Consider the following 24,228-nt stretch of genomic DNA (forward strand, 5'->3'; position numbering starts at 1 on the left):
TTTCGGATTGGTTATTCATACAAAAATATACTCAACCGTAAAATTGTAATTATGGCATTAATCATTTTAGCACATCCCAATTTTGACAAGTCGTTTGCTAACAAAACAATTATTGAAGCATTGGAAAACAGTAAATTAGATTTGGAAATCAGGAATATACACGACTTATATCCCGATTTCAAAATTAATGCAAAAGCAGAGCAAGAGGCTTTGCTAAGACATCAGACAATCGTTTTTCAGTATCCTTTCTATTGGTACAGTATGCCTGCAATCTTAAAACAGTGGTTCGACATTGTATTTGAATATCAGTTTGCCTACGGCTCAAAAGGTGACAAGCTGAAAAACAAAAACTTTGTGCCAAGTTTTACGGTAGGCTCATCAGAAAGCAGCTATACAGCCTTGGGCTTCCAGCATTTTCGGGTATATGAATTTTGTAAGCACCTAGAGCAGACCGCATATCATACACAAATGAATTACATCGACCCGATTTATTTTCATGGAACTTCCTTAGCTGCTGGCTACACCCCAGATAGTATAATGACTAACGCAAAACACCATGCCCAAAAACTGATAGCAACACTCAGCCAATTGCAATAAAGTAATACACTATTTGAACAATAGAATCGAAGAGATAGTACATAGCCTAACCCGCTTTATGGCTACAGTCAATGTTATCTAAGAAATTATTCAATATTATCTTTTTGGGAATTGAAAATTTAGTATTTTCACATTGATACTATTACAAACAATAAAATTCATCTTGAAAATCACCTAAAAGTCAAACATAATGCCGAAAGAATTATCAGAACTAACAGACCAAGAGCTGTTGGATGAAGCAAAAAAGATGAAATCTTTTTCTTTGATAAATGCCTTAATTATTGGATTTCTCTTGGGCATTGTATTTTACAGTGTTACAAAAAATACTTGGGGTATCTTCACTCTAATTCCTTTATTTTTTGTTTACAAAATCGTTAATGACCCTAAAAATAAAAGAAACAATGAATTAGAAAAACTGCTAAAAGAACGAAACCTGAAATAACATCAGCCCAGAATAACTTTTTAATTGATATAAAACATCAACCAATTAACATGAAAAGAATATTTACGAAGAATTGCCCAATGAAAAATTGATACAAAAGAGAGATTTGTTAAAAGGGGTTCTAATAGGGATTAGTATTGTGGTTGTGCTTTCTGTCAGCATTTTAGGGTATGTTTTTTTTTAATGAAGGGTTGAAAAAAGTTTCAATGGTAACATTTCTTCCTATTTTCATGTTACCTATAACTTTTGGCCCTCTGCTAATAAACACCTAGGCTTACTCAATAAAGAAATAAAAGCACGAAATCTCTAAATTTTGCTAAAAATCTACAGAACTTCATGGTCAAAATATTGTCGAAATCTACTTTGCTACATAAGTAAATAGTTGTACCTTGATCGGCAATACAAAATATCTAAGCCTTACAAATCTCCTCAAAACTTCTAAAAATGAAGAAATATCGAGGTAACAACCACTGTAAAATCAAGGCAAAGGTTTTTGTAAAAGTAGTTTGCTCAAAACGCTTTCCGACAAGGATTTTGACAGAAAAGGCTACCTAATATCTTGTAAAGAATGGGCGATAATTATGAGAGGTAATACCAAATACTGAAATAACCCATGAAAATCGCAATAGCTCAAACAAGACCAATCAAGGGCGATATCTTAGCAAATATAGAGAGGCATAAAAAGTTGATTGAGCGGGCTATTGCTCATAAGGCTAACGCAATTTTTTTTCCTGAACTATCTATAACAGGGTATGAACCCAAACTAGCTAAAGCATTAGCGAGCGGTCAAGATGATAGCGTATTTGACCAGTTTCAAGAAATTAGTGACAGTTATCTAATCACTATTGGACTTGGTATGCCAACCTTAACCCTTTGGGGTGTTCAAATAAGTATGATATTATTGCAACCCAACGTTCCAAGACAAAAGTATTCAAAACAACAACTGCACGCAGACGAATTGCCTTATTTTGTCAATGGAAATCAACAGCTCATTCTAACAATTGATAACAAGAAAGTTGCACCAGCGATTTGCTATGAAAGCTTACAAATCGACCACTCAGAAAATGCTCGTCAGCTTGGGGCCGAAATCTATCTGGCAAGTGTGGCAAAATCTCAGAATGGAATCGACAAAGCCATAAAACATTATCCTTTCATAGCAAGGCAGTTTTCTATGCCTGTTTTAATGGCCAATTGTGTAGGCTATTGTGATAATTTTGAAAGTGTTGGCCAAAGCTCTGTTTGGTCAATACAAGGGGTATTGTTAGGGCAACTTGACCATACCAGTGAAGGGATTTTGATTTTTGATACCCAAACCGATGAAGTAATAGCACAAATCCTGTAAAATATGATGACCCATAGCGGCGACCTTATGGTACTTCTTGAACCATATTTTGCGAATTATTCTATTGCTCCCATATTGGGTGGTGCTACTGAGGCAGATTTATACCAAGTAACAACCAACCAAAATGAACGCTACATTTTGAAAAAACAGGTATCAAGCCTCCAAAACGACTTCCTAAATTATAAATGGCTTGAAAGAAAAGTACCAGTTCCTCAAGTGATTTTTTATGCTCAATATAGTAATTACGAATGGCTCTGTACAACAGAACTGAAAGGGCAAACCCTTGATAGTTATATAGATACCCTTGATAAAAAAGAAGTTATTAGCTATTATGCTAAATCGCTAAAATGGCTTCATTCATTAACGATTGATGGTAATTCATTAGTCCAAAATCTTAACGAAAGGCTTTTAGTGGCTGAGTATAACTATAAAAACAACCTAGTTGACCGCTCACAGCTACAGCCTCAATACCAGCAGTATAACCTTGGTGAACTGTATACTAAATTATTGGCGATGAAACCCGTCGATTTTGAATTGGTATTTACACACGGAGATTATTGCCTCGATAATATTATTTATCATAATGGCGAATTAAGTGGTTTTATCGACCTTGGCAATGGTGGTGTTGCCGATAAATACCAAGACATTGCTATTGCCATAAGAACAATTCAAGACGATTTTGGCGATGAGTTTGTGAGCCTATTTTACCAAGATTATGGGCTTCGTGAAATCAACAACGACAAACTAGCATTTTACATGCTTTTGGATGAATTTTTCTGAAAAAAGGCTGTATCAATATATAACGCTGATGAAATTTGATAAATATTATCCCATAGAAAGGCTGAAGCCTTATATTAAATATTTTGTAGTATCAGAAAATGAGGCAGAAAGTCAATACAAGGTCTTTCCTTCTTCGGGACTTGTTATTGGTTTTCAGTACAAAGGACAGCTAGCCACTATCAATAATAATACCGAAAACAAACTGACATCGGCAGGTATTACGGGTATTTCGGATAGTTACAAAATCTTCAAAAATTCGGCTGACATTGGTACAATCTTAGTTTGTTTTACCGAAATAGGTTTTACACATTTTGCCACAAACCCTGCCAACGAACTTTTTAATTTAAGCCTTTCTCTTGAGGATATTTTTCATAAAAATAGTATAAAAGAAGTAGAAGAAAACTTGACAATAGCAACTACCGACAAGCAACGAATCAGGGTAATTGAACAGTTTCTTATATCACAATTAAAAGATATTCAGGCCGATAGATTGATTGTTGAAGCCGTTAAAATTATCTATCAAACCAACGGGGCAATTCGTATAAAAGAACTTCATGAACAATTAGGTATTAGTCAAAGTCCATTTGAAAAGCGATTTAGAAAAGTAGTGGGTACAACACCCAAAAAATTTGCCTCTATTGTTCGCTTCAATAAGATACTTGACAACCTGAGCAACACCAAATCTCTGACCGAAATTTGCTACGAAAATAATTTCTTTGACCAATCTCATTTTATAAAAGATTTTAAACAATTTACTGGCGATACTCCCGAAAATTTTAAACGCTTCTTATAGAAAAACGATTTTTTACAATTACAGGATTTTTAGTTGTAGCACCTTTACATTATAATCTTGTGTAAAGGCAATTGAATAAGTATTTCTTCTGTCAATATGCCACACAGACGATTACATGTAAATCTAAAAATCAACTAACAACAAAAACAAGGAAAAATGTTTACTGTCGAACAAATCAAAGCGGCTCATAGCAAAGTAAAATCAGGTGTAGATTTTCCTGCCTACGTTCAAACAATTAAGGCATTGGGGGTGACTCATTACGAAGCCTATGTAAGCGATGGACATATTGATTACCACGGAGCAAACGACTATACAGCGGTAGTTCCGGCCAAATATGACCCTTTAGTAATTGCTGATACTTCAAAAAGTGATGAATTTAAAGCAGGGCTAATAGCCCACCAACAAGGCAAAACGGATTTTCTTACGTTTATCAAAATGTGTGCAACCACTGGCATAGAAAAGTGGGCAATTTGTATGGATAAAATGACTTGTATTTATTACGATAAAGCTGGCAATGAAATTCTGGTAGAACAAATACCACAATAAAATATTGGTCGTTACCAAGGCTGAGGCACAAGCTTCAGCCTTGGTGATGATGAAGCTTACAAAATGTGTTTTGAGTTAGGTTCACAAAATAGCCTTGAAATATTCCCCAGAGGCTTCTTCTTTCGTGATATTGCTATTGGCATGTTATTTAAAATGCTACAAAATTATCGCCCAAATAGCTTCCAAATTTTCTTGATTAATCTATATTCTTTTTGGCTTATAGCAATAATGTTGTTGGTAGAACACCCTTAGTTTGGTTTATGCTATGTTGCTACAAACGTGTTTTTGATTTGTACAAAAAATATCTTGTTCTAGTGTATAGAAAAAAATATAACCTACCAATCTTGAATTTAACAGATTCTCCTATTTTTAATTGCTACTTCTGTATAAATATTGGCATTGGGAAGTGCTATTTTTACAGAAAAATACCCATTAACAGAAGTTTATCAAATGCAAGCAGAGATATGCCCTTGTGGCTCAACCAAACTATACCATGATTGTTGTGAACCTTTTATTGCGGGTAGCTTGGTGGCAGCCTCGGCCGAACAACTGATGCGTTCTCGCTATTCGGCTTACGCAAAGGTTCAAGTACCCTACCTGATTCAAACAACACATCCAACTAAACGTGCCGACTTTAAAGCGGAGGATATTGAGCAGTGGGCAAAAAATAATCAATGGCAACAGTTGTCGGTTCTTTCTACGCAAAAAGGTTCGGTCAATGACTCGACGGGCGAAGTGGAGTTTAAGGCTTTTTTCATTGATGAAAACCGAATCAAGCGGGTTCATTATGAATATTCTTATTTTGTAAAGGAAGATCACCAATGGTTTTATTTGTATGGCACGTATCAGCCCAAAGCTATCGCTAAAATAGACCGTAATGCTAATTGTCCATGTGGTAGTGGCAAAAAATATAAAAAATGTTGTGGCAAGTAAATAAGTAAAAGTGCAAAGTTTTTTGGGTAATTTATTGGTAGTAAGTGTATTGTGTTTGTTTAAGCATATTTTGGGACACATATTTATCAGTATTTACCTATTAGCGGGTACATTTATTCGCTAGTTACAATAGCATAATGGTCAAAAAACAGCACTTCTATTAGCCTGCTGTTTTACAGTTATTCGATAATTATTCTAAAAACTTACTTAAACAAATCTATTGTATGTTAACAGTAATTGCCAAAATAACGGCTCTCAAAGGAAAAGAAGAAGAAGCAAAAGCAGCTTTACAAGGATTAGTAGCTCCAACCTTGGTGGAGGAGGGGTGCATCGATTACGTCTTACACCAGTCGAACGACGATGCGACGATTTTTTATTTCTATGAAAACTGGGAAAGTCAACAGCATCTCGACAAACATTTGGTCAATGACCACCTGGTAGCATTTGGGGCTATAGCTGGCTCGTTGTTGGCTGGCCCTGCCGAGTTAAGTTTTCTAACGAAGTTATCATAAAATACTCGTTGTTTTTTATAAGAAAATATCAAAAAAACTTGGTGAAGTACTTATCCAACCCACATTATAAACTTGTTGCTTCCTAAAACTATTTAGTGTGTATCTATGTTGGATATAAGGTGTCTGTTCAGAAAAGGCACAAGTATTTAATAATTTATCAAATAAACCTAATTATGTCTGATATTAACAAAATAGCTTTTATTACAGGCGGTTCAAAAGGAATTGGCTATGGTATAGCCGAAGCACTTGTCAAAGATGGTGTGAAAGTAGCCATTACGAGTCGTTCGTTGGAAGGGGCTTTAGAGGCTGCCAATACTTTAAATTCGATTCGTGAGGGGTATGCTTTGGGTTTGGCATCGGACGTAAGAGATTTGGAGTCGCAAACAAAGGCTGTCGAAGCAGTTCTTGCTCAGTGGGGACAAATAGACTACGTTATTGCCAATGCAGGTGTTGGGCATTTTGCTCCGATTCAGGAATTAACGCCTGCCCAATGGAACGAGACAATTGATATTAACTTAACAGGGGTGTTTTATACCGCCAAAGCTACTTTAGACGCTCTTAAAGCAAGCCAAGGATATTTTATTACGATTTCTAGTTTGGCGGGTACCAACTTCTTCCCTAAAGGTACGGCCTACAATGCTAGCAAATTTGGATTGGTCGGCTTTACACAAGCCATGATGATGGATATTCGTAGCGAGGGAATTAAAGTAACAACAATTATGCCTGGGTCGGTGGCTACTGAGTTTAACAACCATAAGCCATCCGAGCAAGATGCTTGGAAAATTCAGCCAGAAGATATTGGTCAGATAGTGGTTGATTTGGTAAAACTACCAGCCAGAACTTTGCCTAGTAAAATAGAGGTTCGTCCAAGTTTTCCTAAATAATATTTTGTGTTTAAAGATGAGTCATCCCAAATATTTAGATCAAACAAGGCGGTCGAAAAACTAATTTCGACCGCCTTGTTTGATGAATAGCCAATATATGCCTAACATTATTTTAAATTATCCCAAAATACGGAATGACTTATATTTCTACCAATTGGTAGCGATTTTTTTATTAGTATTTGCTTTGATTTCTATAGAATCTTTGGTTTGATAAATGCGACTATGCTGATTGTCGACTACAATAATACCTAAATGATATACTCCTGCTTGAAACTCGAAATCAGGTATTTGTCCTTCAAAAATTGGGGAAAATATAGCTTGTTGTATAACGACATTTTTGATACTTGATTTTAGGCATCGTAGCGGAAAAAGATATGCTCGCCTGTCTGATTTGGCCAGCAAGTACACTCCATTGTCGGGGTCGAGCCACGGGAAACGAAAATCGCCAGTACCTCTAATAGCTATATTCCCATTTTCTAAAACGGCTTTTTCGAGTGCAATACTAGGCTCGTTACTGAAGTCGCTATGCAATAGGGTAGGCACAAGCTTATCAAAAACCGTAGCAGGGTTGGCATAGTTAAACTGCGTAGGTGTATTTTTTCTTCCCGACAAATCTTCGTACGTCCAGTTGAACATATTGGTTGTAAGATTTTTATAATGGTAATCTATTTGTGAAATACTTTGCCAAAAACCATTGATAAAAGTCAAGATACTCAGTGGTAGTACTATCAAAAATAACTTGTTTTGATGTTTGGGTTGTAAAACACTAAGCAACCAAGCATACACACTTATGCTAAGTAAAATACTATAAATTTTGTATCGACTTGTTAGAATCGTTTGGAATCCATAGCCGATAAGCCTACTCCAAGCTACCATCAAAGCCGATAGAAAAATCAAGGCTAAAGTAGACAGTAAAAATACAGGCCATTTTTTGCTAATCTTCAATTGCTTACTTGCTAGGTCAAATGGCAAGTTTTGGGTAATAAAAAATAAGGCAATCGTTGTTAAAAGGCCGCCCAAGGCTATTGCTTTTAATACGCGGTTACTTATCTCGGTTTCGATAGTAACATCGGCATAGCTACCCACAAACGCCATAAATGCTTTGATAAGGTCTTTCCAGTCTGCAAGTGTTGCTGTTGGTGTAGCAGGAGGCTTTTGGTAAGATAAAAAATATGCCAAAAAAAGAATAACCGATAAGCCCAGTACCAAGCCCACCTGTTTCCAGTTTTGTTTTAAAATCAAAATTCCCATAATAATACCCAAAGCAACAAAGCCATTGCCACTTGTAAACACAGCGATTGTCATAAGAACAAGTACCCATGCAATGCGTTCATTTTCGAGTTCCCAAAATGCCCACATACACAAAAACACAATCCCAAAGTTTTGTACCGAAGCCATTCCCCAAAAGGTATTCTCCTGATTGCTCAGCGTAAACAAAATCCAAGGAATAGGGAGTAAATACCAATAAGAAATCTTGTTTTTTTTGAAAAATGCCACAAAAAGGCCAAGGATTCCTAGTAAAAAACCGTTGCCTAGCCACATGAGCCATTTGTAATCTATTTCGTTTTTGAGGGTATATATTATCAACAACAGGATTCTGGTTAGGCCAATTCTGTGTTCGTTATGTTGAGCAAATACAGCACTTATTTTTTCGCCCAACGAGCTACTATTATAAAACTTGACAATAAATCCTTTCAAGCCGTGGTCGTCTACATAAGGAATATTGATGCCGTATACTTGGACAAACAGAAAATACAAAATGATAGGACATGCTAGGCATACCCACCAAAAAAACTGATATACAATAGGTTTCTCTTTCACAAATTATAGGATTATATAATATACAAGAATTTAGTATCGATATTTGCTGCCTTCTAAATCAAATAGGAGTACAGACGTTTTATTTTTCTTCTTAAGGATTACCTTATTGGCTTCGTTAAGGTTTATTTTTTGTACAAATGTAGCATTCTTAGGTAAATACAAATTGACCAATTGTGCGTCGTGGTTGTCAAAATCGCCTGCTGGACGCTTAATGGCTTTGGTAAAGCCTGTTTCATAAACAGATGGATATACCACGGTGTCGCCTTGGGCATAGTTTTGCTTGATTTTCTCGGCTATCATAATATACGGATTGGGGCCTCGGTCGTGCGAAGCCGTATATTTTTGAGGGGCATCCTCGTAAAAATGCTTGAGAATTTTAGCAAAAGAATAGCTTTGTATCAATAAAATAAGCGATAATACCACAAATAAACTTTTGTGAAACTGGAATGATTTTATGACAAACCATGCCATCAGTACCGATACAAAAGGTAGCCCAAAACTGGTATAACGGAAATAGAACCCTGTCATAACCCCTGCATTATAGGCCGAAACCAACGAAAATAAAAACGGTACAGAAATCACTAAGCCCGAAAACAAAAGGATTTTTTGTTCAATAAGCGTTGATTTTCGGTAAAGTACCCAAGCTACAATACCTACAAAAATGACGAGTACAATAGGAGCGATTTTGTTGCCAAAAGTGTCGTAAGCACCATTTGTAAAGACAAAATAATCACAAATAATAGAAATACCTCTTTTGAATAGGTTTTCCCATGATGCCAAATCAATAAAGCCTTTGTACGATGCCGCCAAACTAGGATTGTTGAGAATATCTTTATAAAGTGTAGTAGCGTGTTTGATATAGATAAGGGCGTACTGGCCAGGGCCTTTGGTCATCCATAATACAAATGGTATTGCCATAACAACATAACATACCACCAGATTTTTGAAAACAACCCAACGTCGGTCGGCTACAAGCCAGAAAATACCATGACACAAAAGAATGGTAAAGGCAAGGTAATTAGAAAAAATGGTGAATATTATAGAAAGCGTATAGGCTATGTAAGTTTTAAGGTCAGTTTTTATTGAAAGTACAATTTTGAGAAAATAGTACGAAGCCAAAGTGCTGAAAAATATACTTGTCGTATAAAAACGAGCTTGCTGACTAAATACAATAAAGAAAGGCTCTATACTGGCCAAAAATGCACCCAATAAAGCGATTCGGTTAGATTTGAGGAGGTTTTTGCCAATAAAGAAAATCCAGAGGATAGTTAAAATATTAAAAATCGCCGACACACTTCGCAAAGATGCGTCGGAATGGCCAAATAGCTTTCCAAAAATATTCATCGAAATCAAATGCACCGTTGCATTACCGCTGGTATCGCCCCGAGCGTTGGCATCAAATAGCTCGGCGATGGTTTTGGGTCTCCAAAAATCTTGAGGGGTAAATGTTTTATCAGGAGCCATTAGGGCTTTTTTACCACCCATATTTACATTGCCGACAGCTACCATGATACCTTGTTTTTCGTCATTGAAAATACCAAATTTGCCAATGTGAAAAAAACGCAAGGTAGTAGCAACGATTAGAATCAATAAAAGACAGATGTATGTATTCTTGTTTGACATTAATGCAGGTTTTTGAAGAAATTAAAAGACGATGATCTTGTTTTTAACAGAACATTTATCTTGTTTTCAGCACAAAGTTAACTTTTCTCGTAAAAACCACCTAACTCTTATATGCTTTGGTAAGGTAATTTAAAAGCCTTTTAGGGTATAAACAGATAATAACAAGGTAGCTAAGCAACGGTTTTTTGCTAAAAAATAGTATAGAAAAAGGCTCTGATTGAGTGTTTGGCTATAACCCTGTAAGTTTTTCGAGATGATGATAGCTAATACCAAAATACTTTTTGGTATCTTGGATTTCGGTCAAAATTTCTTGTTTTCTAGCTTCAGTGATTTTACTTTTTATGCCTACAACCAATACATTTTTGGGCGTATGAGCATCCGAAATAAATTCAAATACCTTGGTTTTGTAGCCAAAATATTCCAAAATCAAAGCCCTAATGCCATCAGTTACCATTTCGGCCTGACGCTCTAAGAAAATGCCATATTTGGTCAAAAAACCGAGTTCGTTTTGAACTTTAGTCTTTTCTATTTCGCGCCTAATTTGTTTGTGGCAGCAAGGGGCTACAATAATTAATTCGGCATTCGACAATAAACCCTTATAAATAGCGTCGTCGGTGGCGGTATCGCAAGCATGCAGAGCAATCAGCATATCTATATCCTGCTTGTCATAATCCAAAATACTTCCTTGAATAAAATCAAGCTGGGAAAACTGAGCTTTTTGGGCAATATCATTACACAAGGTTACCATGTCGGGGCGGTATTCAACCCCCTGAACTGCCGTAGAAAGCCCTAATGTAGTATGCAGATAATCGTAAAGAGCAAAGGTTAAATAGCCTTTCCCCGAACCCATATCAACAACCTTCTTGAGTTTGTCGGTCGAGATGTCTTTAATAAGCGAGCCAATAATTTCAACATAGTGATTGATTTGGCGATATTTATCTTGGGCATTTTTATATACATTACCCTGCTCGTCGGTAATTTTTAGGTCGTGCAAATAAGACTTTTCGGTGGGCTGAATCAAGCGTTTTTTGGCTTTGTCATGTCCCAGCGAGGGAGTATTGGTAGTAGAAGCTGTTTTTTGGCGAAGGCTCGATTTTTGATTTTTATGATATTCAAAAGCCCAATCTTCGGTAGTAGTCATTAGGGTGGCTATCTTAAAGCCATCGTTTAGCCAGTTTTCAATAGCCCGTATACCTTCTTGAATTTCGTAGTTTTTGACAATATCTTTGGTTTTGTAACGAAAAGTAAAAGCGAGCTTTTCAACCTGTTTAATCAATACCAAGCGGATATAGATATTTTTGAGGTCGGGTTCTGTTCCTTGAAAATTTCCTAAAGATATTTTTACCAATGTATGTTGCTGAATCGCCGTTTGTATGTGCTGCCCAAACTGCTGAATATGTTGCTGAAAACTCATTGTCGTTGATTGAATGAAAACACAAAGATACAAAAATAGCCTCGTTTTGAGGCTATTTTTCTACAGGGAAGACAAGAAGTACTATTTTTTGAGCCATCCATTGGCATCCATCCAATTTTTAAGATGGTCAAACCACTTATCTTTGGTTGTTCTGTTGTTGAGGCCAAAACCGTGTCCACCTTTAGGGTACACGTGTAGCTCGGCAGCTACGCCATTTTTTTGACAAGCTTCATAAAAAGCAAGCGAATTTTGTACAGGCACAGCTTTGTCGTCGCCAGCATGTACCAAAAATATAGGAGGCGTTTGGGCAGTAACTCTCGTTTCGTTTGAATAAGATAACACCTGAGCCTCGCTAGGGTTTTTACCGATCAATTGTACCTTTGAGCCATTATGGCCAAAGTCTTTCATGGTAATTACTGGGTAAATCAAAATAGCAAAATCGGGACGAACGTTGCTAGCATCGGCTAGCTCGCCAACAGGTTGGTCAAAGTGGGTGGCTGTCGTAGCGGCCAAGTGCCCACCAGCCGAAAAGCCCATAATACCAATTCGGTCAGGGTTGATCCCATAAGACTGAGCATTGGCACGAAGTACCCGCAAAGCCTGTTGAGCATCTTGTAAAGGAGCAATAGACTTGTCTACTTGGGCGGCATCGTTGGGGATTCGGTATTTCAACACAAAAGCCGTAACGCCAATTTTGTTAAATTCCCGAGCTACATCCGAGCCTTCATGCGAGGCCGCCAGAATAGAATACCCACCTCCAGGGAAAATAATCACGGCTGTTCCATTTGAAAGCTCCTGAGGGGCAGGATATACACTAATAGTAGGAACAGTAACCGCCGAAATTCGTAAAATACCATTGGCATCTACCTCCGATTTTTCGGTATTAGTTACATCTTTAGCATTGGGTACTTTACCCGTGTACAAGGCAAATTCCTTGGTTTGAGCCTGTATCTGATTCATGAAAAGGGATAAACTCATGAGTACTAATACTTTTTTTAGCATAATGTTTTAGGTTAAATTGTATAGTAAATGTTTGAGGTTTTTGAATAAAATGTGGTATAAAAAAACTATAAGATTATCAGTATTCTTAGCTAAAAGTATCCATAGGGATTTTTATACTAACTCAGTTGTTGGGTTATGCCTTTTTGGCTGTGGTAATCAGAGCTACCGCCAAAATAATCACAAAACCAGCTACAATCATCAGTGGGTGAAGTTGTTCGCCAGCCAAAAGCCAACCCAGTAGCATAGCTACCAGTGGGTTTACATAAGTATAAGTAGATACCTGAGTAGCAGGTGCTACCTTGGTAAGCCAATTAAACACATTAAAAGCCAATATCGAGCCAATGCCAATAAGATAGCACAGTGCCACAATAGCTTTTGGGGTAATATGGGCATCTTGAAATTTGGTAAAATCGCCTAAGAAATAACTGATAATAATAGACACAATTCCCCCGAAAATCATTTGCATACCCGATAATTGAGGGGTAGAGTATGGCATCTTGGCTTTTTTGAGCAATACTACACTGGCATTCCAGCCAAAGGTAGCCAAGAACATCAAAATCACACCATATATATAATAACCTTCGTAACCTTTTAAGGCCAATTTTTTGAGACTAATCAAAATGCCTACACCCAAAATCCCCAGAAATGCTCCGAGTAAAATTCTAGGTTTGGGTTTTTCGATACCCGCCGCCCATAGCAATAGTACCAATACCACAGGCCCCAATGCCGAAAACAATGCTGCGTAGCTCGATGGAATCCATTTGCCAGCAATGGTAAAAAAACCATTGCCCATCGTAATCATCAATAAGCCTGTTATACCAATAGTTACTAAGTGTTTTTTACTAGGCATTTGGTACTTTTGGGTAGCTATGGCCCAAATAAAAAGAATACTACCCGCAATAAGATTTCGGATACCCGAGGCCAATAATGCTGGAAAACTTTCGACCATAAAACGAATAGCCAAATAGGTAGACCCCCAAACAAAATATAGTATGACTAGCCCGCCCCAAATTTTTAGTTGTTGATTTTGTTCTTTCATATTGCGAATTTGGGGATTTTTCTTGAAAGTTTGTGTTTTGGAATGGTAGTGTTTATATTTACAAATAGCAATTTTTCAAGAATCTATCCAATAATGATTCTTTGTTGGCTTATTCGTTCTTAGCTCAAAACAATTTTCAGCAAACTAATTAACACATGAAAAAAATTACACTACTGAGTATTTTCCTCGCATTAGTAAGTTTTACTTATTCCTCTTTTGCCCAAAAACTTCCTAGTATTTCAGAAAAAACCAAAGGACTACAGAAATACGAAGGCTTTTTCCCTTTTTGGTGGGACGAAGATAATGGTAAGATTTGGTTGGAAATAGATAAATTCAATACCGATTTTTTGTATTATTCCTCTTTACCAGCAGGGCTTGGCTCAAATGATATTGGGCTTGACCGTGGTTTGTTGGGTGATGAGAAAGTCGTTTTTTTTCAGAAAGTTGGTCGTAAAGTATTGTTAACCCAGCCCAACCTGAAATACCGAGCCATTACCAAAGATGCTAATGAGAAAAGAGCCGTAGAGCAGTCGTTTGCTTCGTCGACTATCTGGGGGTTTGTGGCCGAAGCCGAAGATAACGGGAAGGTATTGGTCGATGCTACCGATTTTTTGATGAGCGATATTAGTGGTATTGCCGATCGCCTCAAAGATATGAAGCAGGGAGCTTATGGTTTAGATAAATCTCGCTCGGCGGTATATTTGCCTCGTACCAAAAATTTTCCACTCAATACCGAATTTGAAATTACCCTTACCTTTGTTGGGGGCGATGCAGGCGAGTTTGTTCGTTCTGTAACACCAACAGCCGAAGCTATTACTTTGCGTTTGCATCATAGCTTTTTGCAGTTGCCCGACTCAGATTATACGCCACGAGTATTCGACCCTCGTTCTAGCTATAACCCAATAGGCTATTTTGACTACTCAACGCCCGTTTCTGAGCCAATCGAAAAATACTATATTGCTCGTCACAGATTAAAAAAGAAAGACCCTTCAGCCAAAGTTTCTGAAGCCGTAGAGCCTATTGTTTATTACCTAGACAACGGTACGCCCGAGCCTATTCGTTCGGCTTTATTGGAAGGGGCATCTTGGTGGAATCAGGCTTATGAAGCAGCTGGTTATAAAAATGCCTTTCAGGTAAAACTCTTACCTGACGATGCCGACCCAATGGATGCTCGCTACAATGTAATCAACTGGGTACATCGTAGTACAAGAGGGTGGTCGTATGGTGCATCGGTAATAGACCCACGTACAGGCGAAATTATTAAAGGGCATGTTACTTTGGGTTCGTTGCGTGTACGTCAAGACTACCTAATTGCACAAGGGTTGCTTTCTCCGTTTGAGAAAGGCCAAAAGTTGGACCCCGAAAAAGACCCTATGTTGAAAATGGCACTGTTGCGTTTGAAGCAATTGGCCGCCCACGAAATAGGTCATACCTTGGGCTTGATGCACAACTATTCGGCAAGTATCAATAATCGTGCTTCGGTGATGGATTACCCACACCCAACAGCTAAATTGAATGCTAAAGGCGAAATAGACTTGTCGGATGCTTATAGTATTGGGATTGGCGATTGGGATAAAGTTTCTATTACTTATGGGTATCAAGATTTTCCGAAAGGTGTAGATGAAAAAGTGGCATTGAACAAAATTTTGCAAGATGCCCAAAATAAAGGTCTATTGTTTTTGACCGATATTGACGCTCGTCCAGCAGGTAGTTTTAGTCCAACAGCCCACTTATGGGACAATGGAAAAGACCCCGCCGAGGAGTTGAAAAATACCTTAGTAGTTCGTCGGAAAGCACTGAGTAATTTTGGTGAAAAAACCATCCGTGAAGGTGTACCATTGGCATTCTTAGAAGATATACTAGTGCCAGTTTATAACTATCACCGTTATCAGGTAGAAGCCGCTGCCAAAGTACTTGGTTCGGTAGATTATCGCTATGCCCTTCGTGGTGATGGCCAAACACCAAATACATTGGTCAGTAAAGAAACTCAACAAAAAGCTCTTGATGCTGTCTTAACTACGCTTTCGTCTGAAACCCTAACATTGCCAGAATCGATTATTAAGTTGATTCCTGCTCGTCCGGCGGGTTATATGCCTAATCGTGAGTTGTTCAAGAAAAGGACAGCCCGTGCATTTGACCCGTTGGCCGCTGCCGAAGCCGCTACAGACTTCCCTTTACAATTCCTTTTTCAAGCCGAACGAGCAACCCGTATGATTGAATACGAAGCTCGTTATGGTAGCTTGGGCTTGGACGATATGATTAGTCAGGTTATTGACAAAACATGGAAAGCCGAAAAACCAAGCGGTTTGGCTAGAAAAGTACAGTTCCAAACAGAACAAATTGTACTGACTCATTTGTTGGCATTGAGCGTAAACGAAGCAGCAAGCTATAATGTACGTGCCGTATGTGGTAAAGCTATCAAAGATTTGAAAGCTTATATCGAGTCGCAGAAAGGTACTAAAGAAGTAGACTATGCAGCTCATTTGGATTATGCTTTGGAAAGAATGAAAAATCCATCAGCAGCCAAAGTCGCAGCTCATAAAGAATTGCCTCCTGGTGCTCCAATCGGTTGCGATGCTGAATAATTGATTGCTAGACACTCATACAGTGCTGTAAAACCCAAAGTTGTCTGTAATATAAAGATTATCAAAAGGTTGTAGGTTTTGAAAAGAAGCCTACAACCTTTTTTTATAAAACTATTTTGACTGTGGCTAAAGGAGAGCCAATTTGTTAGCCAACAGGGGAGAATATTGGTTGTGATTGATGGCTAGCATATATTCAAAACAACCTTGAAAACCTTGATTAGGAGTAGTGTTATAGGTATTTCGGCCTTATTGTATGAGCTATCCTGAAAGAAATTCAAATGGTTTCATGAACAAATCCAGCTTTTTGTTAATGATTGTTAATGCTATTTACCTGCCTAAACCTTCTATTTAATGGGCTATCTAAGCATCAAAAATACAGAACAACATGACAAAAATCCTTTCATTGGTTGATACTCCTAAAGTAGGAGTTAAACATTTGGCAAATTATACTTTTACCTTTTTGGCTTCAGGCTTTTTGTTGTTGGCTAGCTTACAAGTAAAGGCTCAACGTGGTCGTGAACACGATGACCATGACCGTCAATATAATAATAGAAATGACGACCGAAGAGACAACCAGCGTGACAGAGACCGTGGCAGAGGAAACGACTACGACCGTGGCCGACGCAACGACAGGGTAGTAGTTGTAGACAGAAGTCGCCCTAATTGGCAATACAACAATTTACCAAGACGCAATACCTATATCAATACCGTACCAACGGCAGCTATAGCTATTAATTTTGGAGGTATAAGTTTTCGCTACCACAATGGTATTTATTACAAACCCTACAACAATACGTATGTAGTAACAGCTCCGCCAATGGGGATTCGTGTCAATACCATTCCTGTAGGTTGCAGAAGAATCGTAATTCAGAATCGTGATTATTATTACTATAATGGAACATATTACCAACCTTACGACAACCAGTATACCACGGTAGCTCCTCCAATTGGAGCATTGGTAGAAAGTATTCCGAGTGGATACGAAAAATTACAAATCAATGGCGATACCTATTATGTAGTAGATGGTATTCAGTACAGAGCGGTGTTGAACAATGGCGAGATTTGGTACGAAGTTATTAAAATCAATTATTAAGAATTAGTCATTCTTTTTTATAAAACCATAACATGGGCTACTAAGAGGGTTGAGCTTAACATGTAAAGTAGTGAAATAAAGGTTTTTAGCCCATTGTTTTATGGCCTTTCTATTAACAGCCAACGAAGGTGTTTGTTGATAGAAAGGTTTTTTATTGATAAGCGAATCTGCTCCAAAAATTGGTTGAACCTGTCTACTTTTAATCAAATTTTAGCTTTCTATTTACTATTTTATACTATTAATCAAATACTTAGCAATAGCCTTTCTTGTAAATATTTCGATAAAAAATATGAATATTATGCAGTAATTCGTAATTTGTGAATACAAAACTAACCCATAGTCATCAATAAACAACATTATAGAATGGAAAGGTATGGTCAAATACTCAACTATGCAATGCCTGCATTTTTAGTGCTTGTATTGTCAGAAAAACTCTACGCATGGTTTGCCAAAAAGGAGTCCTTCAAAACCATGGATATGATTGCAAGCCTGAGTTCTGGTTTTACCAATGTAGTAAAAGATGTTTTAGGACTAAGTGTATCTATTATTACTTACGATTGGATGCTAAAGCACTTCGCTCTTTTTACCTTAGAATCGACATGGAGTATTTACCTAACAGCTTTTATTGCATTAGATTTTACGGGATATTGGGGGCATCGGTTTAGTCACCAAATCAATTTTCTTTGGAATCAACACCTGATTCATCATAGCAGCGAAGAGTTTAATTTGGCTTGTGCTTTGCGACAAAGTATCTCTACGTTTGTTAATTTCTTTACAATTTTTTTGTTGCCTGCGGCATTATTGGGCGTACCCAGTATTGTAATTGCAACGGTAGCACCGTTGCATTTGTTTGCTCAATTTTGGTATCATACCACCCACATCAAAAAATTAGGATTTCTTGAATATATTTTGGTTACCCCTTCGCATCATCGAGTACATCATTCTATTAATCCAGAATATATCGACAAAAACCATTCTCAGATTTTTATTTTTTGGGATAAGCTTTTTGGTACATTCCAGCAAGAACTCGACCACGTTCCTTGTGTATATGGGATTACCGTACCTGTACGTACATGGAATCCTATCAAAATCAATTTTCAGCATATTTGGCTTCTAATCAAAGATGCCTATCATACCCAAAATTGGCTAGATAAGTTTCGTATTTGGTTTATGCCAACAGGCTGGCGACCAGCCGATATAAAAGATAAATACCCAATAGCCAAGATAGACGATGTGTATCACTTTGAGAAATATAGTCCATCTACTTCGACATTTTTATTGGTATGGACTTGGATTCAATTTATGGCTACATTTGCCCTAATTGTCTACTTGTTTGGGCATCTGGCTAGCATAGGCTCGCCCAATATTTTTTATTATGGCTTATTTATCTTTTTTTGTATATATGCTTATACCGAATTGATGGACAAGAACCTCAATGCTTTTTGGTACGAAACCAGCAAAAACCTTATTGGCATTGGTATTATTTATTATTTTGGCGATTGGTTTGGGATTAGTCGGCAATACCCTTGGGCTATTTATGTAATAGAAGCCTATTTTGTGATTTCTACGGTGGTTTGTGGTATTGTGGTTTGGAGCGAGCAACGAGAAAAAACTTTAGACAAAGATTTTTTGTCTAAATCTGTTTAGAGATTCATTTGCAATAGAAAATTTTCTAGTTATTTTGGGCGTTATAATCCATGTCAAACTGGGTGATAACGCTTTTGCTTTCTCCTGCTAAATACATTACTTAGATGTTGCTATTCTTTCATACATTTCTGTTGTGGATATTTTTCTTCCAAAATGATACTGACTATTATACCAGTACCAGCCAAGCATTTTTTCAAACCTCCGAAGTAAACGAAGCCATAGATGTATTGGCCCCGAACTATGCGTTATTGGATGCCTGTATTTTTCATCAAACCAATCGAGTGCGGCAGCAATATGGCCTACCATTACTCAAATACAGAGGAGGCTTGCACAAAGCGGCAAGGTTGCATTCAGAAAGTATGATTAGTCATAATTTTTATGCCCATATCAACCCCTACAGTCCAGAATATGCTTCGATGGAAGACCGCATAGAGGGGCTCGACCGTAAGTATTATGAGTTGGCCGAAAACGTAGCCCAAGTAGATTTATTGGCTACGCCTTCGTCGTATTGTCCTGTCAGAAAAAAAAATGGAGAATACCTATTTCTCAACTGTGAAACCCAAAAGCCCTTGTCGATGTTGACTTATAAAGCCTTTGCCGAAGAAGTCCTAAAAGTATGGATGCAATCGAAAGGACATCGACAAAACGTACTGCACCAAGATATGTATTATTTGGGATGTGCAGGTCAGATTTGTAAGAATCCTTATGCGTCTGTCAACGGCCCATTTGCACGATTAACCCAAGAGTTTGCAGGCAAGCATATCCCCGAATAAACCCAGTTATTTCTGCATAAAAATTAGATAGCACAGTGTTTTTTGAAGAAAGACTTGATAAAGGTAGGGCAAAACCTCGGTGAAATAAAGAGAAGAGCGAGTACTTGCCTATTAAAAACTTAAAAGGCAATAAGCTTAGGATTGAATTGGCAAAATTTCGGTTTCTTTTAAAAAAACGCAAACATTTTGGGGCTATTTTCGGTATCTTTGTCTGATAGCACCAATATGCAAAGCCATGCGTGTTGATTAATTATTGGTAAAACAGAATAGGCTTTTTTGACCAATGTGATGTATTATGCTAAGAATCAACACATTTATTTATCTCATCAATTTGATAATATCGAAATATTAACCAATGAAATTAACTTTTTGGGGCGCTACGAGGCAAGTAACAGGCAGTATGTACCTGCTAGAATTGGAGGACGATTTTAAAATATTGATAGACTGCGGCACTAATATGGAGCGAGAAATAGATTATTCTCAGCCCATAACAGGTTACCAGCCATTTTTTCCATTTGAAGCTTCTCAGGTCAATTTAGTATTATTGACCCATGCCCATATAGACCACTCGGGGAATATCCCGATGTTGTACAGAGAAGGATACGAAGGTCAGGTATTATGTACTTCGCCTACAGCCGAATTGGCCGAAATATTGCTTTATGATGCCGCCAATCTTAATTTAAGAAAACTAAAACAAGCAGAAGGAGATAGTAAGAAGAAGAAAAAGAAAATGGACAGATTGCTGATTAGAGGCGATTTGTATCTTCAAAAAGATGTTGAAGACACCATGAGTAATTTTGTAGCTATTCAATTTAACCGTCGTTTTAAAGTAAAAGATGGTGTTTGGGTAACTTTTATTCCTGCTGGACACCTCCTTGGGGCTGCTCATATTGTTTTGGAAGTAGACGAAAACGGCCAACGTAAAAGTATCTGTTTTTCAGGCGATATTGGTCGTAGCAACTACCCATTGCATATCGACCCTTCTGATAGTTTACCAGAGGTAGATTATTTGCTTTGTGAAACTACCTACGGGGCACGCTTGCACGAAGATACTGCGTCGCCCGAAGATGCACTGGCAAGGGTTATTAAAAAAGCTTGTATTGATTTGCCGGGTCGCTTAATTATTCCTGCGTTTTCGGTAGGGCGTACACAAGCCCTTTTATATACCCTCAATAAGCTTTATTCTGAACGAGGATTCAAACCTATCAAGGTATTTAGCGACAGCCCTTTGGCTCATGCTTCTACGAAGGTTTACCAGAAAAATGTCCGTCAATTGAACAAAGATGCTCGTGATTTTTATGAAGAAAACGAAAGTCTTTTTGATTTTGAAAACTTACAATACATTCAGTCTGAAAAAGCCAGTAAAGCTATTTCTAATTATGCCGAGCCTTGTATTATTATCTCGGCATCGGGAATGGTGTCGGGGGGTAGGGTCGAGCAACACATTGCTGCCAATATCAATAATGTTTATTGTACGATTTTGTTAGTAGGTTATGCCTCGGAGGGAACTTTAGGCTGGAAACTCATGAACGGACAAAAAACATTGAGAATCAAAGATATAGAATTGCCTGTATTGGCGACTGTCGAAAAAATAGACGTATTTAGTGGGCACGGCGACCAAAATGATTTATTGAATTTTGTTAAGAAACATTCTCCAACACGCCTGAAAAAAGTATTTTTAATTCATGGCGAAGAGGAAAGTATGGTTACATTCAAAGATTTGCTGGCTACACAAGGATACAACAACGTAGAAATGCCAGAAAGAGGGCAGACGTTTGAGTTGGTGTAGTCAACAATTTTAGATGATCCAAAGGGGTAAAATTCATAGTAAGCTTTACCCCTTTGGCTTATCCCATAATTGCTAGCATCTCAAATATTTTATCACCCAAATGAATATTTCCTGTAATGGTAGCTTTTTGTAGAGCCTCTTCTTTCTTAATACCTTTCGTAAATATTCGCCAAGCTATATCTTCTGGAATAATTACTTTACAACTTTCTTGTAAATAACTGTTTGCTACTAATTTCCAAGCTGTGTCATTATAAGACAATAACCAATTTCCTCCTCCTTTACCAGTCACTGTAAAAACGATAAGTTCACCTTCGTTGGCCTGTATATTGCGATAATGAAAAGGTAACGCTTGCATTGAAGTGGCCAAATATGGGTAATACAGATGTTGGGTATATAGTGCTTGTTCTTGTCCGAGGGCTAACCGAATTTGTTGTTGATGATGCCATTTTTCGGTAAATTCTCGTGCAATATGAAACCAATTGTACGACTCCTGTTCTCCTGCCCACGCTACCGAAAAGGTAGCCTTTTCAAACGCCTCAAGCCTAGAAAGATATTCGTAGTATTGTTGTCCTGTAGATGCTAATAGTTCTATCAATATGGCTGGACTAACTCTTTTCATGGCCTTCACCCAATCGGCATTGAGCTTATCCAGGTATGCCACTAGGTCTTGGTACGAATTGATATTGTCGGGTTTGTCGCCCATATATTGGTCTCTGAGTATCGATAGTGTTCGGATATTGCCATCGAGCAAATGCACTGCAATATCCTTTATTGTCCAAGACGGCACAATGGTTGTTTTTTCCCAGTCCGATAACGACAGCGACCGAAGTAAATCAATCAGGAGGTCATCAAGCTCAGGAAATAGGTTGATTGTAGGAATAGGAATAAAGTTTGTCATGATTTTAGCACTATTTAATCGTTATTTATCGATTTCAATATAGCTGTTTTTTTAAAATAATGCACAAAAATCAAGAAGAAAGGATGTATTTGGATTTTAGTATTGAAGCTGTTTGGGGTGGTTAATCAATACTAAAATCCAAATAACTTTAGTAGCTAAGCGGAGGCCCAACTACCTGCATATCATGTTCTGCAAAGATTTTTGCTCCTTGTTCTGGGCTAGGGTTGGAGCTGAGGCTTCCTAATGTTCTGAAAAAATCTTCCATTTTGCCCGAAGGTTGAAATAAAAAAAACATCTTGCCTAGGGCTGTAAGCTGGGCAAAAGTATGTGGAATATTTCGGGGTAAAAAAATGGTATCGCCCGAGGTCAATCGAAAGGTATCGCTGCCTACCTGAAAGAGGTATTCGCCTTCAATAATAAAAAATATTTCGTCTTGATTAGGATGAATATGTAGCGGAGGCCCCCCTTTTTCATGACCTGTATAGGTAAATATGCTGAGAGAACCTTCGGTATCTTGGAACGAAACTTTTATATCGTTAGGATTTTTACCTCCAATCAAAGTTTTTTCCTGAAATCGACTATTGTTGGCTTTTACGACAAACCCTTTGTTAGGGCGTTGTTGGGCTGTACCCATTACCACAGGAATACCTGCTGCTAATAAAAACTTTCTTCTTTTCATGACTTGCTAGTTTAAATTGTCATGTAAAGTTCAAGTATCGAGGTATTTTCTTAGTGGTAAAAAAACGACATTAAAGAGGTGAAGCTTTAAGAATGATGTATTTGGGAGTGAATTTTTGTTCAAAATACTTCGGTACTCTTACTTAATACGTGTCAGCTTCGCCAAATTTGCGTTCGGGTGCCGACAAATCCAGCAAATGAAAATGGGTAGGGGTAGCCTTGGTAAACTCTTTATAGTCTTTTACCAAATGCTGATAGTCGTAATAGCCACATTGTAGGGCAATCGTAAGCCAGTCGAGGTGAGGATATTTGTTTTTCATACGATAAGCATTTTCAAACCTCACAATTCTATGAAAGTATTTGGGTGGAATACCGACCCGTTCGATAAATTTTCGCTCAAACTGCCTTAAACTTAGGCACGATTCGCTAGCAAGCCAGTCGACATTGATAGCTTGCTGAGGATGAATCAACAGAGAACTCAGGTAGTCGAGCCGATGAGCCGTTTTTTTGCTTTGATTGGCCAGTATTTTCAAAAAAGATTCTACAATATCAATCATTTGATAGGTATGTTGGGTATCGCCGAGTTGTTCATTGATAAACCGAATATCTCGATGGAATACATTTTCGGCATCAATATAGCTATTGTTGAGTTCTGATACAGGAATTCCTGTTAAGCGAAATAATGCACTTGGGCGAAATACCACCTGAAACACAACAAAGTCTTTCCCTACGTATCGGTTACTAACAACATTGTGTTGGCCAATTAGAGCTACCTTAATATTTGAGATTGAACTCTTACTATTATCGTACTGAACAGTTTCGGTGTCTCGTGGGTAAAAACTCAGACAATGCTCGGGTTTGGGAGCATAGGGCTTGAATGGAATCTGTTCGGAAGAATGAAACACAAATTTTACTATTCTATAGACACGCACAAACTCCGCTAGAATAGGGCTTGGAGGAAACTCTTGCAGTACCATAAAATTCTCTGTCTTGTTGTTGGCTTGAGATATACCCTGTAAATATAAGTAAATATTTGA

At 37.7% G+C, this 24,228-nt stretch carries 22 protein-coding genes; 14 read left to right on the forward strand and 8 right to left on the reverse strand.

Annotated elements, in window-relative coordinates:
- Positions 1-51 precede the first annotated feature (51 nt).
- The 9 genes from FLEMA_RS0102480 (at position 52) to FLEMA_RS0102525 (ending at position 6,829) form a co-directional block, all read left to right on the forward strand.
- Positions 52-597 (forward strand): NAD(P)H-dependent oxidoreductase, encoded by a 546-nt coding sequence (locus FLEMA_RS0102480; protein WP_026994085.1) that lies wholly within the window; start codon positions 52-54, stop codon positions 595-597.
- 190 nt (positions 598-787) lie between these two features.
- A complete protein-coding gene (locus tag FLEMA_RS0102485; protein ID WP_026994086.1) occupies positions 788-1,039 on the forward strand; it encodes a hypothetical protein in 252 nt (83 codons plus the stop codon).
- 613 nt (positions 1,040-1,652) lie between these two features.
- The gene (locus FLEMA_RS0102490) at positions 1,653-2,381 is read left to right on the forward strand and encodes a carbon-nitrogen hydrolase family protein (protein WP_026994087.1); all 729 of its coding nucleotides are present in this window, start codon (positions 1,653-1,655) and stop codon (positions 2,379-2,381) included.
- Positions 2,382-2,384: 3 nt separating this feature from the next.
- Positions 2,385-3,161: an APH(3') family aminoglycoside O-phosphotransferase gene (locus FLEMA_RS0102495; RefSeq protein ID WP_081681243.1), complete on the forward strand. Its 777-nt coding sequence runs from the start codon at positions 2,385-2,387 to the stop codon at positions 3,159-3,161.
- A 28-nt stretch (positions 3,162-3,189) separates the two neighbouring features.
- Positions 3,190-3,954 carry a helix-turn-helix transcriptional regulator gene (locus tag FLEMA_RS0102500; RefSeq protein WP_026994089.1) on the forward strand — a complete coding sequence of 255 codons (765 nt, stop codon included), beginning with the start codon at positions 3,190-3,192 and terminating at the stop codon, positions 3,952-3,954.
- A gap of 156 nt (positions 3,955-4,110) precedes the next feature.
- The gene (locus FLEMA_RS0102505) at positions 4,111-4,500 is read left to right on the forward strand and encodes a DUF1398 domain-containing protein (protein WP_026994090.1); all 390 of its coding nucleotides are present in this window, start codon (positions 4,111-4,113) and stop codon (positions 4,498-4,500) included.
- Between the two features lie 450 nt (positions 4,501-4,950).
- On the forward strand, positions 4,951-5,433 hold the full coding sequence (locus FLEMA_RS0102515; RefSeq protein WP_026994092.1) for a YchJ family protein: 483 nt from the start codon (positions 4,951-4,953) through the stop codon (positions 5,431-5,433).
- A gap of 224 nt (positions 5,434-5,657) precedes the next feature.
- Positions 5,658-5,945 (forward strand): putative quinol monooxygenase, encoded by a 288-nt coding sequence (locus FLEMA_RS0102520; RefSeq protein ID WP_026994093.1) that lies wholly within the window; start codon positions 5,658-5,660, stop codon positions 5,943-5,945.
- A gap of 173 nt (positions 5,946-6,118) precedes the next feature.
- Positions 6,119-6,829, forward strand: a complete 711-nt coding sequence (locus tag FLEMA_RS0102525; protein ID WP_026994094.1) for an SDR family oxidoreductase — start codon at positions 6,119-6,121, stop codon at positions 6,827-6,829.
- Positions 6,830-6,976: 147 nt separating this feature from the next.
- Here FLEMA_RS0102525 and FLEMA_RS0102530 read toward each other — a convergent pair whose 3' ends face one another.
- From FLEMA_RS0102530 to FLEMA_RS0102550, 5 genes are all read right to left on the reverse strand, one after another.
- Positions 6,977-8,650: a hypothetical protein gene (locus tag FLEMA_RS0102530; RefSeq protein ID WP_026994095.1), complete on the reverse strand. Its 1,674-nt coding sequence runs from the start codon at positions 8,648-8,650 to the stop codon at positions 6,977-6,979.
- A gap of 30 nt (positions 8,651-8,680) precedes the next feature.
- Positions 8,681-10,273, reverse strand: coding sequence for a glycosyltransferase family 39 protein (locus tag FLEMA_RS0102535; RefSeq protein ID WP_026994096.1), 1,593 nt, complete (start codon positions 10,271-10,273; stop codon positions 8,681-8,683).
- 229 nt (positions 10,274-10,502) lie between these two features.
- Entirely contained in the window at positions 10,503-11,687 is a 1,185-nt protein-coding gene (locus tag FLEMA_RS0102540; protein ID WP_026994097.1) for a class I SAM-dependent methyltransferase, read from the reverse strand.
- Between the two features lie 81 nt (positions 11,688-11,768).
- Complete coding sequence (locus tag FLEMA_RS0102545) at positions 11,769-12,689, reverse strand: alpha/beta hydrolase (protein WP_026994098.1); 921 nt, start codon at positions 12,687-12,689, stop codon at positions 11,769-11,771.
- Positions 12,690-12,822: 133 nt separating this feature from the next.
- The gene (locus FLEMA_RS0102550; RefSeq protein ID WP_026994099.1) at positions 12,823-13,728 is read right to left on the reverse strand and encodes an EamA family transporter; all 906 of its coding nucleotides are present in this window, start codon (positions 13,726-13,728) and stop codon (positions 12,823-12,825) included.
- 155 nt (positions 13,729-13,883) lie between these two features.
- On the opposite strand from FLEMA_RS0102550, the gene FLEMA_RS0102555 reads away from it, so the two are divergent.
- From FLEMA_RS0102555 to FLEMA_RS0102580, 5 genes are all read left to right on the forward strand, one after another.
- Positions 13,884-16,313: a zinc-dependent metalloprotease gene (locus tag FLEMA_RS0102555; protein ID WP_026994100.1), complete on the forward strand. Its 2,430-nt coding sequence runs from the start codon at positions 13,884-13,886 to the stop codon at positions 16,311-16,313.
- A gap of 385 nt (positions 16,314-16,698) precedes the next feature.
- Positions 16,699-17,406, forward strand: coding sequence for a DUF6515 family protein (locus tag FLEMA_RS75865; protein WP_052353925.1), 708 nt, complete (start codon positions 16,699-16,701; stop codon positions 17,404-17,406).
- Between the two features lie 363 nt (positions 17,407-17,769).
- Positions 17,770-19,053, forward strand: coding sequence for a sterol desaturase family protein (locus FLEMA_RS67290; RefSeq protein WP_044170663.1), 1,284 nt, complete (start codon positions 17,770-17,772; stop codon positions 19,051-19,053).
- A 104-nt stretch (positions 19,054-19,157) separates the two neighbouring features.
- Positions 19,158-19,826, forward strand: coding sequence for a CAP domain-containing protein (locus FLEMA_RS0102575; protein ID WP_026994102.1), 669 nt, complete (start codon positions 19,158-19,160; stop codon positions 19,824-19,826).
- A gap of 355 nt (positions 19,827-20,181) precedes the next feature.
- Positions 20,182-21,615 (forward strand): MBL fold metallo-hydrolase RNA specificity domain-containing protein, encoded by a 1,434-nt coding sequence (locus FLEMA_RS0102580; RefSeq protein ID WP_026994103.1) that lies wholly within the window; start codon positions 20,182-20,184, stop codon positions 21,613-21,615.
- 58 nt (positions 21,616-21,673) lie between these two features.
- On the opposite strand, the gene FLEMA_RS0102585 is transcribed toward FLEMA_RS0102580, so the two are convergent.
- The 3 genes from FLEMA_RS0102585 to FLEMA_RS0102595 all read right to left on the reverse strand — a co-directional run bounded on the left by FLEMA_RS0102585 (position 21,674) and on the right by FLEMA_RS0102595 (position 24,168).
- The gene (locus FLEMA_RS0102585) at positions 21,674-22,513 is read right to left on the reverse strand and encodes a maleylpyruvate isomerase N-terminal domain-containing protein (protein ID WP_026994104.1); all 840 of its coding nucleotides are present in this window, start codon (positions 22,511-22,513) and stop codon (positions 21,674-21,676) included.
- A gap of 148 nt (positions 22,514-22,661) precedes the next feature.
- Positions 22,662-23,192 carry a cupin domain-containing protein gene (locus tag FLEMA_RS0102590; RefSeq protein WP_026994105.1) on the reverse strand — a complete coding sequence of 177 codons (531 nt, stop codon included), beginning with the start codon at positions 23,190-23,192 and terminating at the stop codon, positions 22,662-22,664.
- Between the two features lie 142 nt (positions 23,193-23,334).
- Complete coding sequence (locus FLEMA_RS0102595; protein ID WP_026994106.1) at positions 23,335-24,168, reverse strand: helix-turn-helix domain-containing protein; 834 nt, start codon at positions 24,166-24,168, stop codon at positions 23,335-23,337.
- Positions 24,169-24,228 lie beyond the last annotated feature (60 nt).

It is taken from the genome of Flectobacillus major DSM 103 (genome assembly GCF_000427405.1).
In the GTDB taxonomy this organism is placed as follows: domain Bacteria; phylum Bacteroidota; class Bacteroidia; order Cytophagales; family Spirosomataceae; genus Flectobacillus; species Flectobacillus major.